The sequence below is a fragment of the Enhygromyxa salina genome (assembly GCF_000737335.2).
Classification (GTDB): Bacteria; Myxococcota_A; Polyangia; order Nannocystales; family Nannocystaceae; genus Plesiocystis; species Plesiocystis salina_C.
In genome coordinates, this window is sequence record NZ_JMCC02000052.1 from 1 (window position 1) to 14,460 (window position 14,460).

The following is a 14,460-nucleotide window of genomic DNA, read 5'->3' on the forward strand; positions in this document are numbered from 1 at the left end:
TGTGACGGCGGGCAGCCCGGCGGGCTCCGAGGGTCCCTCGGAGCGAAACCACTCACCGCAGGCATGTGGTGTGTCGGTCTTCGGGTAGTCCGAGTGACCGGCATCGCTTCGATTGGGGCTAATACGCCGTGAATTTTCGCTCCGAGGGACCCTCGGAGCCCTGGTTGCCGGGCCGTCGTGTTGCAGCCGCTGTCTCCGCCGCGATCGGGCGATGCGGTCTCTGGCTGTCGAGCTGAGCTTTCCCTTCGAGGGGGTGACCGCTCTCGCTGGGGGTGGGTTCGTGCTTGGGGGGTCGGAGGTTGGGTGTGACGGCCAACAGGCCCCCGCTTGCTCGGATCGGGGAGCGCGGCTCGATCAACGTGGAGCGCACACAAGGCCGCAGAGGGCCCCAACCCGCCGTATCTACGCACGTGGAGATGAGCGAAGAGAAGCGCGGTCGGGCCAAGGAGACGAGACCAAAGGAAGCGGGGTCCCGAGACTGGAGTAGACCGTAGGCGGGTTGGGGCCCTCCGCAGCCCGTGCGCGGTGCCCGTCCGGCACACCGACCCCCGCACACGAACCCGAAGTCGATCCACTAGTCAGCGCGCGACGAGGACTCCAGTAGCTGAGCGCGCAGCTGCTTGGCAGAGTCGACGTCGGCAGGGCGAACCAGGATCTGCGTGGGGATCCACCAGCCGAGCAGGTGGTAGAGCGAGCGATGGTGCTGGCCTCGCAGTCCCACTGGCTTACCTAGTAGCTCGAGCGCGAGCGCGAGCGCCTGGGCGCCGGGGACATCGAGGTGGGTTTGGATCGCGACGAGATCGGGCTCGCGCAGGCGCAGGCGCAGCTCGTGACCGACGTCGAGCGCGATCGCCACGGCGATCACGACGCTCAGCATGGGCAGCTGGGCCTGGCCAAGGAGCACGATCGCGCCCACGAGTAGCTCGGTGCGGAGCAGCGCGCGGCGAAACAGGGCCCGGGCGTCGCGCTCGAGCGCGGCGGGGTCGGCCAGCGGGAACGCTGAGCGCCAGCGCTGTACGAGCAGCTTGGGGCGCGTGAAGACGAACGCGAGCGCGGCGGTGAGGGCGAGGACGAGGGCGAGCTCGAGCGTGGAGTTGCTTGGAACAGTCACGCCGATCAGCAGCGGCGTGAGGGTGACCAGCCCAACGGCGATCACGCCGCCGCTGGGGATCATGAGGCCGAGGCCGAGGTCTCGCGGTTGGGGGGCGCCACTGCTCTGCGGGCTCCGCGGGCTCAGCGGGGTGCGACCGAGGGCGCTCGGCCGGGCAGGGTGCGCGAGCCAGACCCCAGCGCCGACGAGCAGGACGAGCAGGATGACGAGCGCCCGCGTGGGGTCGTCGGCGGCCAGCACATGCTCGGCCAGCGGCTGGATCAGCAGCGCGCCGAAGGCGATCGAGATGCCGTGGCCAAGGCCCCAGCGCCGGTTGGCGGCGGCCAGCCCCAGCACCAGCGGGAGCCCGACGCAGCGGGTCAGGATCACGGCAAACTGGGACGCAGGCGCGAGCTCGGGCGTGGCGCGCATGGACACCAGCGCGCCCACGGCCAACAACAGCAGGGCCAGCAGCAGCGCGAGCCTGCGCAGGCGTCGTCGGCCATCTGGGGTGTGGCGTAGCGTGCGGCCAGCCGGGAGCGCGAGCGCGCCGAGCTCGACGAAGACGGCGGCGGCGAGGAGGAGGTCGAGCGCGGGTTGCAGGCTGAGGTCGCCGAAGTCGACCTCGAGCTGCGCGATGCCGGGGATGCTGACGTTGACCGCAGCGAAGCCGGCGAACGCAGCACCGAGCGCCAGGGTGACGCCCAGGCGAGCGAGGGTTGGCCAGGCGCTGGGTCGGGGCGCGGCCGGCTGGTGATCTTGGCCCTGCTCGACCGGACCGCCGCAGCTTGGGCACTTGTCCTTTGGCTGGGCAAACTCGGCGGCAAACCCATGCCGCAGGCGAAACGGACACGCTCGACTTGGACACCGCCACGGCGCCCGCGCGCCACCGGCCCCGTCGCTCGTGGAACTAGAGCCGTCGGGGGCCACTCAGGCCCCGCCAGAGGCGCTGGCGCCGGCTTTGCCGCTGACGCTGGCGCTGGCCTTGACGCTCACGTTGATCTTGACGCTGGCCTGGGCCATCGCGGCAACGGCCGCGCTCACGCACGCGACCGCCTTGCCACCCGCGGCGCCGAGCTGACCCTTGAGCTTCGCGCCGCTGTCGACGACGACCTTGATGTCGCCGGCGAGCTGCTTGGACAGGCGCAGCTGGGCTTGGAGCAGCGCGGGCAGGTTGGCCTTCAGCGTGGCCACGAGCGTGGTCATGGCCTGGGTTTGGGCGGAGGTGGTGACGTCGAGCTTGGGCGGCTGGCAGCTGGCGCGGAACTTGGCGGAAGCTTCGCAGTTGGCGGCGCAGTCGGCCTTGACCTTGGACTGCTCGACCTCGACCTCGCAGCGGGGGGCCTTCCAGGTGCCTTCGCACTTGGCGTGGCAGGTGGCGTCGCACGAGCCGGAGCAGGTGCCCTTGCACTCGCCAACGCAGCGACCTTGGGCGTCCTTGGCCGAGCACTCACCCTGGCACTCGCCCGTGCAGGTGCCCTCGCACTGGCCGGCGCACTTGCCTTGGCAGTAACCAGAGAGCTTGGCGGGCTCGCACTCGGCGACGACCTTGCCGGGGTCGACCTCGAGCCCACACTCCGCGTCGCAGCTGGCCTTGAAGTTGGCGTCCATCTGGCACCGCGGGGGCTGGTAGCTGACCTTGACCGCGGCGTTGGCCTTGATGATCGCGTCGATCTTGGCGGCGACGGCGTTGCACGGCGCGCTGGCCGAGTCGGCTGCGGTGCCCTGCAGTTGAGCCGCGGGGACGCCGAGGTCCTTGCCCATCTTCACGCACGCGGCGGTGACGTTGGCGTAGGCCTGGTTGGCGACCCGCTCGATGTCCATGCTGGCCTGGACGAACGCGGCGATCTGGGCGTTGAGCGCGGCGTCACCCGTGAAGCTCGCGCCGATGACGTTGCCGCTGCCCCACTCCGGGCACGCCGCGGACTTGGCCGCGCCGTCGATCGAGGTCGGGATGCTGGTTGGCAAGCTGACGTCGCAGGCGAGGCCCGTCGCAAGCGCGACGACGAACGCGAAGATGTGCAGTCGGAGGCGGTGAAGAGCGGTCACGGGCGTATTCCTATCATGGGCGGCCTCCGCGTGGGGGCGCGCAGCCGCGGGGGACGTGGGGGGACTGGATCTCAGTTGAAGAATTCAGCCGAGAACGTGGTGTCCTGCGAGCACGGGAAGCCCTGGACCATCGCACAGTCTTCGCCAGTGCACGTCACGGTCGTGATCTCGTGTCCGGTGGCGACGGTCTCGGACGAGAACTCGCCCTCCCAGCGGACGGTCATGCGAAACACGGCGTCGGTGCCGGGGAAGCCCGACTCACCGAGCTCATACTCGGCGCAATAGAACTCTTCGCCGTCGATCTCGCACAGAGCGTCTTCGGCCCCCAGCTCGATCTGAAACTCGTCGCCCTCGTCGTAGTCGAGCACGAAGGTCGACAGCGGGTCGGGGATCTTCACGTTGTTGCAGGTGTTGCTGACGACGCTCTGCTCGGCGTAGGTCCAGGTGCCCGAGCGCGGGATGAAGGTCGCGGGTTCATCGATGGCGCAGGCGCTGACGAGCGCGGACAGGGAGGTACAAGCGGCAAGCGCGACGATTGTGAGACGACTCGATAGTTGGGTCACGGCGATGGCTCCGGGTCCATTGAACCACCGGCTGGATGTGTAGGACAGATGCGCGCGTGAGAGCGGCCTGGTGGCCACGAGGGCGTTGCAACGGGCCGCGTTGCAGAGTGCCTCACGTGAGACCGAGCTGCTCGGCCAGGCGAGGGTTGTGGGGCCCCACCCGCCAAATATAGCGATCGAGCACGTAGTGGGTTGCCTGCGGAACGCTCAACAGCGCGACGCTCAGCGCCAGTCCGAATTCCCCAAGCTCGAGCCCTCCGTGGCCAAACAAGCTGGGGTGATCGTGCCAGACCAGGCGATCCCACAGCGCCTCTTCGGCGAGCGCCAGCACGACGAGCAAGCCATAGAACGCGGCGACCGTGAGCCCGAGCTTGGCCGAGCTCGGCAGCCGCTTGGCGACCAGGTCGCGGCCGCCTGCGATCCACACCAAGGCCAGATAGGGGAGGCCGTGGATGAACACGTTGGTGATCGTGAACACCCGGCCGTCGTTGAACCACACGATGCCCAGGTTCCAGCTCGCGGCCGTGAGCGCGACCAGCAGCGGGACCATGGGGTGGCCGATCTTGCGCTTGGCCAGCTGCGCGCGGCGAACCAAGAACACCAGCAAGATCGGGGCTTGGGCCCACACGGCGACGGTGCCGATGATCGCGGGGAGCCCCGGGATGAAGTCGTCGGCGATGAACCATGTGAACCGCCGCGGGAGCTGGGTGTGCCACCAGATCACTGGACCTGCAGTGCCAGCCCAGATCGCCAGCTTGGCGAGCGCGCGATCGCGGGCCGCCGCCGGCCCGGTCTCGTCGCCCGCGCGCAGGTACAGGGCCACGAAGCCGTCTTGCTGCTTGATGAAGTGAAACACCGCGACATAGGCGAGCGCCCCCCAAAACAGCCTGGGCGAGACGGCGTGGGCCATGAACGCGAGCAAGAACACCAGCACGGGCGTCCATTGCAGGAGCTGGCGGTGATGCGCGCGGGCGTCCGCGTCGAGGTAGGTTCGGTACAGAGACGCCCACACGTGGGCGACATCGACCAGGACCACGCCAATGATCCACAGCGCGAGGCTGTCATCCTCGGCGGGTTCGAGCTGCAGGCCGATCATGAGGGCGAGCACCAGCGCCAGCGCACCGGGGACCACGAAGGCGCCAAGGTCGAAGCGCGGGGAGACCAGCCAGCGGTGGGACTTCTGCTGCATGGATCACGCCCGCCCGATCCGATCGAGGGCCCAGTCTGCGCCCTCGATCGCGGCATAGAACGCCTCTTCGAACAGCGGCAGGCCGCCAACATCGGACGCGCACGCGCGGACACAGCCGATCGGGGCCCGGGCAACATCCAGGCTGCCGCCAAACAAGTGGCCGGGGGTTGGGCGGATCATCGCGTGGCCCCACCGATGAATGTGGATGGCGCCGAGGTGGCGGCGGATCCCCGGGTGCATGTGCTCGAGGGCGCCAAGCACCTGCTCGGACAGAACCCCAGCGTCGCTGGCCAGCAGATGCGCGCGGTGCTTGGCGAGCCCGGCCGGATCATGGGCGACCAGCGGCTGGTAGTAGGTGATCACGGCGCCAGCTTCGATCGCGCGGTCCCGGCCCTCTTGGTGGGTGGCGAGCACATAGCCAAGGTTGCGGGCGGCGGGATCTTGGATGACGGGCACGTTGTCCCACGCGAGCTCAGCCCCGACGCCGCCGGGGGCCTCGCGCAGCTCGAGGTTGGCGACCAGCCACGGAGCGTAGGTCATCGCGTTCGTTGCCAGCGGATCGCGGTCGCGCGGCAGCACGTGGCGCAGCACGAAGCGCGGGGCGGCCCACAAGATCGCCTGGGCCTCGATCATGATCGTGCGCTCGGCCGCGAGATCGCGGACCCGTAGCTGGCCGCGCTCGGGGTCGATCGCGTAGACGATGTGATCGGTCTTCAGGCGCTCACCAAGCTCGAGCCGGGCCCGCATGCTGGCAAGGAGCTCGCCGTTGCCGCCGGGCCAGGTCAGCAGCGGCTCTTCACGGGTGTCCTCGAGTCCGCGGGCCAAGAAGTGATGCAGGGCCGCGAACGCCGAGGTCTGGTCCAGCGTGCAGCCGTAGTCGTCGCGGCAGGCGTAGTCGACGTACCAGCGCAGGCGCCAGCTGTCGAAGCCCTGCGCGTCGAGCCACTGGGCGATCGAGATCCGATCGAGGCCGCGCAACCCAGCGGCGCTGCGGCGCACGGGCAGCCGAAACAACAGCTCGCCGTTGGCATCGCGGGCCCGGTCGAGCTCGCGCAAGCGCTCCCAGAACCGCTCCCACTGCTGGGCCTGCTCGGGGGTCTCGCCGTCGCCGGGATACAGACCGGGATGCCAGGTGCCGGCGTGGAAGTGACGCTCCTCCGGGGCCGCACAGATCGCCGTGCTTCGATATTCGGGGGTGCCGTCGTGCTCGTAGCCAACGAGCAAGCCAAGGTCGGTGAGCAGCTCGAGCAGCTCGCTGCACTCGCGCGGCGGCGCTGGCAGGTAGTGGGCGCCCATCGGGTGGGCCGATCGCGGCAGCGCGCCGCTGCGGGCGGTGCCGCCGATCTCGGCCTCGAGCTCGAGCATCGTGAAGTCGTTGAAGCCAAGCTTTTGCAGGCGCCACGCCGCCGAGAAACCAGCCGCGCCGCCACCTACGATCACGACGCCGGTTCGCAGGCGGGCGTCGATCGGGGCGTCGAGCAGCGCAGCCGAGCGCAGCAGGTGCCCGCGCTCGGGGCTCTGACCGGTGAACTCGGGCGCGGCGGCTGGCGCTGCGCGGTCGCGGTTGCAGCCGAGCGCCAGCGCACTCAGCCCGCTCGCGCCCAGCAGCTTTCGCCGGCTCAGGCTCACGCGCTCAGCTCCCGGCCCGCCGCGTCAGCGGTCCAAAGCTGTGCAGGTCCTGATCGTAGTAGCGGACCAGCATCTGGGTATCGAGGCGGTTGGGCTCGACCTCGTGCGGCTGCTGATCCGCCGGAAACGCGAACAGCGTGGGCACCAGCTCGGGCGACAAGAACCGCAGCTCCTGTGGCTGTGGCAGCTCGAAGGCCAGCTTAGCCGGGGGCTGCAAGGGGCTGCGAGCGGCCAGCGCGAAGCCCCAGTCCCCAAAGCTGGGCACGTGCGCGTGGTAGGGCAGCGGGTGCATGTCGGCGGCGTCCAAGGTCGCGACGATGCACCAAAACGCGCGAGGCGACAGATAGGGCGAGGTCGACTGCACGACCGCGACGCCATCGGGGGCCAGGACCGCGCGGACCAGCCGGTAGAACGCGCGACTGTAGAGCTTGCCAAGCGAGAGGTTGTTGGGGTCGGGCAGGTCGATGACGATGATGTCCCAGGGCGCGAGCTTGGCCTCGCTCGCAGGCCCGCCGCCGCTGCGCTGCTGCTCGAGCCAGCGCATCGCGTCGGCGTTGTGCACGACCACGCGCGGATCCGCGAGCGAGCCGGCGTTGAGCTGCGCCAGGGCCGGGGTCTCGCTGAACAGGCGGGTCATCTCGGGATCGAGATCGACCAAGTCGATGCGCTGAACGCCCGGGTAGCGCAGCAGCTCGCGCACGGCCAGACCATCGCCGCCGCCAAGCACCAGCACGTTGCGCGCGGGCGAGCTCGCCAGCTGCTCGCGGGCGGCGAACGCCGGGTGGACCAGGCTCTCGTGGTAGCGGTGCTCGTCGGCGCTGGAGAACTGCAGGTTGCCGTCGATGTAGAGCCGGATGTCGTCGCTCCAGCGGGTGATCGTGAGCCGCTGGTAGCGGGTCTTTTGCGAGAAGATCACCGGCGACTCGTAGAGCTGCCGCTCGCCAAAGGTCTCGATCTGCCCGCCGATCAGCAGGCAGGAGCCGGTTGCGAGCAGCACGATCAGCGCCTGCAGGGTGACCCAGCGCGGCCGGACCAGCTGACGCACGAACGCCCGCGCCGACCACAGCGCGACCCCAGCGTTGAGGCAGCCAAACAGCAGGCTGGTTCGGACCAGCCCCAGCCACGGCAGCAGCACGAGCGGGAACACGATGCTGGCCAGCAGCGCGCCGATATAGTCGAACGCCAGCACCCGCGCGACCAGATCCTTGAGCTCCTGCTTGCCCGGCATCAAGCGCATCAACAGCGGGATCTCGAGCCCGACCAGGGTCCCAATGATGATCAAGATCGCAAACAGCACCGGCCGAATGTCGTCGAGCACCGAGAAGCCCAAGAACAGCGCGGGGGCCGAGAACCCGCCCACGACCGCGATGATCAGCTGCACGTGGACGAAGCGATTGGCCAGCCGGTGCTCGACGAAGCGGCTGAGCCACGAGCCCAGCCCCATCGCGCTGAGGTACACGCCGATCACCAGCGAGAACTGCGTGACCGAGTCGCCCAGCAGGTAGCTGGCCATGGTCGCGGTGATCAGCTCGTAGACCAGGCCGCAGGTTGCGACCACGAGCACCCAAAACAGCAGCAGCCGCGTGGACGGCGAGGGCGCGTTGGCAGCTTCGGTGGCGGGGGTCAACCGGCGACCGCGGCGCTGATGATCAGCGAGATACCAATGATCACCGCGCCCAGGATGATGCCGAGCGAGGTGTTCTGGTCATCCTCGATCTCCTTGCGGATCGAGAAGGGCGTGAGCCACACGATCAGCAGCCAGAACAGGCCGAAGATCAGCAGGCCCAGGACCGAGTAGATCGCGGCCGACGCGATCGCAGAGACGTCGATGATCTGCTTGCCAAGTAGGAACATCATGGTCATTTGCCTCCGTGGTAGCCGCCAAGAAAGATGTAGTGGGGCCGGCGGATCGTGGCGTTGCCGCTGCCGGTCTCTTTGGTGTCACGCTCGACCTTGCCGCGCGCGGGCGAGGACGTGAGCAGGGCGCCGCGCGGGGCCTCGAAGGTCAGCAGGCCAAGGCTCGCAACCGACAGCAGGACGTAGCTGGCTTTCATTAGCATGGGGGTCGGGCTCCTAACTCTCCCACGAGGACGTGGCGTGATCGCTGTTGGCCCAGCGCTTGGTCTCGAACGCGAGCTTGCGTCCGAGGTTGAGCAAGGGGAACAGCGCGATGATGACAAAGGGCAAGAACATGTAGCGGCCAAGCGGCACGTCTTGCTTGATCTCGATCGTGAGGCTGTCGGCGGGATCGCCCGAGCTGTCGAGCTGGGTCTGGACCTGCATCAGGTACTTGCCGCCCTTGACCCCGCCAACGGTCACCCTGCGTGGGTTGGTGCCTTCGCTCCAACTCTCGCCCTGCTCGACGCCGCTCCACGCGTCGGTCTCGAGGCCAACGCTGATCGCTTCTTCGGAGCTCAGGTCGACGAGCATGACTTCTGCGTAGGCCCACGAGTTGTTCATGCCGTGCGCCTGCAGCCCCAACTCCAGGGTGGTGGTTTGATCGGCGGTGCCGATCTCGATCTCTTCGGTGAGGACCTCGCCGGGCACCACGCTGCCCGCGTAGACGACTCCGTTCTTGCGCGCGCTCGCGTAGGCGACCAGGGCGACGATCCAGACCACGAACAACAGGATCCCGGCGACCGCGTAGAACTTGGTCTTGTGCGGGTTGACCTCGGCCGGATGCACGCCGTGCTTGGCTGGCGCGGCGCCGGGCATGTCGAACGCGGCCCAGACCTGGGCGGGCTCGATCGGCTGCATGATCGTGAAGTTGACGTCGGCCCCCGTCTCGCCGTGCTGCACCTCGATCGAGAGCATGTTGGGCGGACACACATAGTCGTTGGCCTGGGCAACGTCGTTGACCAGCACCTGCCACGGAAACTCGCCCTCGACGTAGGTCACCCGGGCGTTGCCGCTGGTGAAGTGCTTGTAGGTCTCGCCGCGCCAGCTGGCGGTGGGGGTGCCGCCCGGTTGCAGCTCGGGGGCGCCGAGCAGCGGCCCGCCCAGGCCCCACACGCCGTCGCTCATCTGGTAGATCAGCCAGCGGTAGCCCTGGTAGGGGTTGAACAGCAGGAACTCTTGCCAGGGGTAGGTGACGCCGTCGGACACGACCTCGCGCCACATGATCCCAAGGATCTCCCAGGTGTGGACCACCGCGTCGGTGCCCAGCACGTCCGGCAGCTGGCCGCGCTTGTGCAGCGGCAGGATGGAAGGGCGCCGCTGGCGTTGGGCCTGCTGCAGGATGTTTAGGTTGCCGTCTTCCTCGGGCTTGCAGATCGTCCCACAGTACGCGCAGGCGACCTGCTCGACGCCACCAAAGCCGCGCAGGGTGATCGGCGCACCACAGGCCGGGCACTCGATCGCGCCGGTCTTGGCTTCCTCGCGGAACAGCTTGGTTGGCGCTGGTTGGTTCATGCTAAGCCGGCGGCCGGGCGGGCTCCCAACCCTGAAACTGGCGCAGCGGGAACAGGCCAATGCTCTGCAGGGTGACGGCGCGCCCGAAGTAGGGGATCGGCTGGTCGTGGTGCGGATCGTTGCCCCAGTCGAGGGTTGCGAACTCTTCGTTGTAGCCGCGCAGATCCACGCCGTAAAACTGCATGCCCGGCTCCGCGCGAAACGGCAGCAGCCCCTCGGCGCCCTTGTAGGCGGCGCCGCGGCGATCCACGACGACGAGCATGCGCCCGGCCACGCGAATGGGCTGGCCCGGGGCGAGATCGTCAAAGCTGGGCACCCGACCGGCGACCTGGTTGGGGTCGATCGGCTTGAGGATTGAAAATTGATTCTGCGCGTCGGCGAGCCAGCCGATGGTGCCGTCGGCGAAATTGAGGAACCACTCGTTCCAGGTCCCGCGCTCGTACTGGACTTGCAGCCGCCCATCGACCACGAACGGGACGTTGTCGAGCTTGCCCTTCGAGTGCAGCAGGATCGGGCTGCCGTTGTCGATCAGCGCGCTGACCTTGCCGATCAACTGAAGATCGATGCCCGCCCGGACGATCGTGCTGTCGCAGTACTCGCACACGGCCGAGACCGCGGTGCCGCGCAGCTGCACGGGCGCCCCACACTCTGGGCAGAACATCGGCTGCTCGGTCGAGAGCTGGTTGCCGTGCGCGTGACCTGGGTGTCCCTGCTGGCCATGGTGGACCTGTGCGTGGTAATCGTGGTGGTCGGGCGGCGGGGACATTCGCGGGGCCGACTATGCCACACGCGAGCGGCCGCCCCAACCGGCCGTCACGCTAATAGTCGTCGTCGTGGGCAGCCGGGGCCCCGCGCAGACACTCGGGCGGGAGCCCGTACGCGCCCGCCTCGGACCAGCGACTGCGGACGGCGACCGAGACCGCGCCGCCGATCAGCTCCTTGCCAGTTGGCGCGCGGCACAGGTCCATGAGGATCTCGTCGCGGAACGCCCGAAGCACGCAGTCCATCGTGATCCGGACGCCGTCGCCGTCGACTCGCTCGCGGGGGATCAGGGCCATGATCTCATCGAGAACGCGCTCGCGTCGGGCTCTCTCGTTGGCCAAGAAGATCCGCGGTGGGTCGGCGGCCTCGAGGTCTCGCAGCCGCGAGTGGGACGCGAGCAGCCTCGCCAGCATCCGACTCAGGACGAAGGGGTCTCTTGCTCGTGTGTCCACCTCACAACTCTAGCGCGGGTCCTGGAGACGATCGATGCGCAGCGCTGTCGATGCACAATTTTGCCGTCATGCTCGCGACGCTTGGCTGGCACTAGCCCGGCGACAGCCGCCGCGCCCACTCCGGTGGAATGAACAATAGATAGAAACAGGCCATCTGCAGGCTGAAGTACACCAGCTGGTCCATGGTCACCGCGACCACGAAGTGCAGGCCCAACCCAAGCACGAACGCGATCGGACGCAGCCGCTTGATGCCGAACAGGATCGGCGCCAGCAGCTCGAACCACAGCGCGAGCTGCTGCTGAACGGTCCACGCCCAGTGCGGCAGGGTCCGCACCAACCATGCCGCGGCGTCCGTCATGTAGATGCCTTGGACCTGCATCCACAGGACATCCTCGCCGCCCCACCAGTCGCCGTTGAGGGTCTTGCACAGGCCCGACGCGAAGTACTGGGCGACGACCAACACTTGCAGCATGCGCGTCGGCCAGGCGATCTGGCGTTGCGGCTCGTCTTGGGGGGCGTCGGCCTGCGGGGCGATCGCCAGCACGAACAGCCCGATCACGAACAATCGGTTGATCGTGAACGCGGCGATCGGGTCGACCAACAGCGCATAGATGGCCGCGCCCAGCAACACCCACACGACCACGCGGCGGGCGTAGCCAAAGATGTAGGCCAGCAGGCAGCCAAACACGATCACGGCGACGATTGGCAGCGCAGACGCAGGCAGCAGCGGCAAGTGGGGGGCGTTGGTTGGATCGAGCGAGGCCGGCGGGTGGTAGCCGGCGTCGGTCAGCCATTCATCGGCGCTGCGGGACCAGGCGACGAAGTAGATCAGCAGAGTCCACGCGAACGCCTGGCGAAACGCGGCGAGCGGGGACGCCTCGATCGTCGCGTACCAAAACCCGAGCCAACGACCGCGGGCGTTGTCGAGCAGCCGCTTCATGGCCTTCATGGCCTTCATGGCCTTCATGGCGCGTCACCCTTGGCGGGCAGGTCGGCGAGCAGCTCGTCGACCCGATAGGTCACGATCACGCGACGGCGCTGGGGCGGGACGGCGAACCAATCGGGGTGCGCCCAGCCGCGCTGCGGGGGCGCGTCGGCGCTGGGGATCATCCACGCCCGGGTGAAGCGGATCGCGTCGGGTCGCGCGTGCTCGGGGTGCAAGCTGGCGTGCCGCTCGAGGATCCAGCGGGCCATGTGCCGGGTCTTGCGGCTGGGCTTGGCCTTCCACGCCCCGAGCAATCGGTGCATGCGCGTGCGTCGACCAAAGGGCTGCAGCTCGAACAGCTCGGACTGATCCAGGGTCACCCACTGCTGGGTGTCGGCGCGGCGGAGCTGCACGTAGTAGCTGCTCCAGCCGTCGGGCTTGTGGGTGAACAGACACGCGATTCCATGCAGCTGGCTGAGCAGCCCGGGCGATCCGGGCAGCGGGGCCGGATGCACGGTCGAGCGCAGCAGCATCGGCAGCAAGAACGCCAGCAAGAAGCCCGCGACCGCGAGCCGATCACCCCAGCGTGGCGCAGGTGGCGGTGCCCCGTCGTCATGTTTGGTCTCGCTGACCGGCGCGGACATGCGGGCTCAGCTCAGGGCGCCGCGGCGCGCACCCACGGCCGAACCTGGCGCGCGCGTGGGCGGGCGCAGCAGCTGGGTGATCGCCAGGGCGAGCTTGCGCTTGGCCTGCTCGTCGCCGGGTCCAAACGCCCACTTGCCCGAGACCTTGCCGGCGTCCGAGACCAGCAACTGCAAGGTCGAGCTGGCGTTGTTCGGGCCCGTGAACCGGACCGCGGCCCCGCGGCCCCTTGGCTCGCTGCTGTGAAGCTGCCAGCCAACGATCGATCCGTGCTCGCTGCGGTGGCCGGCGATCCGACGCAGGCCGGCCATGATCGCGGGGGCGATGTTGGCGGTGTGGTCGGGCAGCCCGCGGCGTTGGGCGAGGCGCGCGGTGGTGGGAGCGACGCGGATCCCGTGGTTGGGCGACTCGCCGTCCAATCCTGTGGCCAATCCTGTGACCAACCCGGTGGCCAATCCTGTGGTGAGCACGGCGGCCATGCGCTCGACCACGCCGCCGAGCAGCTCGATCACCTGCGACTCGTCGACGCCGGTCCACGTGTCGACGCGGGCCACGAAGTCGCGGTGCTCGGCGTCGCCGCCCCCGGGCGCATCGCGGGGCAAGAACGTGAGCTGCGCGCGGCCGCCATCTTCATGCGCCCAGGTCTGTCGCGCCCACCGATCAAACTCGCTGTCGTTGGCGCTGTGCAGATGCCAGCCGGCGAAGCGCTCGCGGACCATGGCGACCAGCGCCGCGTCGATCTGATGGATGAAGGTGCGCTGCTCGGGATCGCTGCGGCGCAGCTTCTCGCGGCTGACGGGCAAGAATTGCTCGGTCCCGCGGCGCTTGGCGTAGAGCCCAAAGAAACCGTCGCAGCGGCGCTCGAACACACACGACCCGCACGAATCCAGCTTGAGCTTGTCGCTGCGCTTGTCTTCGTACTTGTCCCACGCGACGACCGAGAGCTTGCCCGGACCCTCGGCCGAGACCGTGTAGGTCTTGTTGCCGCCGTGGTGAATGCGGTGGGCCCAGTCGGGCAGCTGGCAAAACGGCAGGTTGCCGACATTGATGTTGAACCCCGGCGCCTTCGCGTCCAGGCCCTCGAACATCTGCCGCATCACCCGGCCGAGATCGGCGTAGTCGGGCATGATCCCGTCGAGGTAGTCCTCTGTGCGCACGCCCGAGTCGCGCGGCCGGACCATGTCGAGGTGGACCTGCTGAATTGGGTACTTGCTGACCATGTCGGGCAGCTTGACCAGCGAGCGGTAATTTTGCTCGACCACGCACATGTTGCACGAGATGTACTGACCGAGCTCGGTCAGGGTCTCGAGCCCCGCGATGATGCGATCGAACGCGCCCGGCTTCTTGGTCGTGAAGTCGTGGGTCTCGCGGTCCCAGCCCTGGATGCTGATCCGCCACTGCAGCTTGTCCTTGCCGATCTCCATGATCCGATCGACGAAGGCCTGCTTGTCCAAGCGCACGCCGTTGGTGAAGATCACGATCGTCGAGAACCCAAGCTCGATCGCGTACTCGACGGTCGGGAAGAAGGTCGGGTGGATCGTGGGCTCGCCGCCCATGATCGTGGCCTTGGTGATCCCGCGCTTGCGCGCCTCGTCGAACTTGGCCTTGACGTCATCGAGCGGCGTGGGCTTGGCCATGCGCAGCTCGGTCATCTGCCCGCTCACACAAAACACGCAGCGGTTGTTGCAGACGTGGCTGAGCTGGATCTCGAAGCGCTCGTTGGGTTCCATGGCAAGGCGGGCCATGGG

The 14,460-nt window shown here is 68.4% G+C and carries 14 protein-coding genes; all 14 read right to left on the bottom strand.

The features are described from left to right. Positions 1–574: 574 nt before the first annotated feature. A complete protein-coding gene (locus DB30_RS20270; RefSeq protein WP_052551460.1) occupies positions 575–2,020 on the bottom strand; it encodes a hypothetical protein in 1,446 nt (481 codons plus the stop codon). Further along, entirely contained in the window at positions 2,021–3,139 is a 1,119-nt protein-coding gene (locus DB30_RS20275; RefSeq protein WP_052551464.1) for a hypothetical protein, read from the bottom strand. Positions 3,140–3,210: 71 nt separating this feature from the next. Further along, on the bottom strand, positions 3,211–3,702 hold the full coding sequence (locus DB30_RS20280; protein ID WP_052551467.1) for a hypothetical protein: 492 nt from the start codon (positions 3,700–3,702) through the stop codon (positions 3,211–3,213). 112 nt (positions 3,703–3,814) lie between these two features. Continuing rightward, on the bottom strand, positions 3,815–4,891 hold the full coding sequence (locus tag DB30_RS20285) for a hypothetical protein (protein WP_052551471.1): 1,077 nt from the start codon (positions 4,889–4,891) through the stop codon (positions 3,815–3,817). A 3-nt stretch (positions 4,892–4,894) separates the two neighbouring features. After that, entirely contained in the window at positions 4,895–6,520 is a 1,626-nt protein-coding gene (locus DB30_RS20290) for an NAD(P)-binding protein (protein ID WP_052551474.1), read from the bottom strand. A 4-nt stretch (positions 6,521–6,524) separates the two neighbouring features. After that, on the bottom strand, positions 6,525–8,147 hold the full coding sequence (locus DB30_RS20295) for a polyamine aminopropyltransferase (protein ID WP_052551477.1): 1,623 nt from the start codon (positions 8,145–8,147) through the stop codon (positions 6,525–6,527). Beyond that, on the bottom strand, positions 8,144–8,377 hold the full coding sequence (locus DB30_RS20300; RefSeq protein WP_240480285.1) for a DUF350 domain-containing protein: 234 nt from the start codon (positions 8,375–8,377) through the stop codon (positions 8,144–8,146). The genes DB30_RS20295 and DB30_RS20300 overlap by 4 nt, the downstream gene beginning before the upstream one ends. 2 nt (positions 8,378–8,379) lie before the next feature. After that, positions 8,380–8,574 (bottom strand): hypothetical protein, encoded by a 195-nt coding sequence (locus DB30_RS20305; protein ID WP_052551480.1) that lies wholly within the window; start codon positions 8,572–8,574, stop codon positions 8,380–8,382. Between the two features lie 19 nt (positions 8,575–8,593). Then, positions 8,594–9,931, bottom strand: a complete 1,338-nt coding sequence (locus DB30_RS20310) for a DUF4178 domain-containing protein (RefSeq protein ID WP_052551482.1) — start codon at positions 9,929–9,931, stop codon at positions 8,594–8,596. A 1-nt stretch (position 9,932) separates the two neighbouring features. Continuing rightward, positions 9,933–10,697: a DUF4178 domain-containing protein gene (locus DB30_RS20315; RefSeq protein ID WP_052551484.1), complete on the bottom strand. Its 765-nt coding sequence runs from the start codon at positions 10,695–10,697 to the stop codon at positions 9,933–9,935. 52 nt (positions 10,698–10,749) lie between these two features. Continuing rightward, positions 10,750–11,145, bottom strand: coding sequence for a hypothetical protein (locus DB30_RS20320; RefSeq protein WP_146659808.1), 396 nt, complete (start codon positions 11,143–11,145; stop codon positions 10,750–10,752). 91 nt (positions 11,146–11,236) lie between these two features. Beyond that, positions 11,237–12,112: an HTTM domain-containing protein gene (locus tag DB30_RS20325; RefSeq protein WP_052551488.1), complete on the bottom strand. Its 876-nt coding sequence runs from the start codon at positions 12,110–12,112 to the stop codon at positions 11,237–11,239. Continuing rightward, a complete protein-coding gene (locus tag DB30_RS20330; RefSeq protein WP_052551490.1) occupies positions 12,109–12,714 on the bottom strand; it encodes a hypothetical protein in 606 nt (201 codons plus the stop codon). Before DB30_RS20330 ends, DB30_RS20325 begins: the two co-directional genes overlap by 4 nt. Before the next feature lie 6 nt (positions 12,715–12,720). Further along, positions 12,721–14,457, bottom strand: coding sequence for a radical SAM protein (locus tag DB30_RS20335; RefSeq protein ID WP_146659810.1), 1,737 nt, complete (start codon positions 14,455–14,457; stop codon positions 12,721–12,723). Positions 14,458–14,460: the final 3 nt, after the last annotated feature.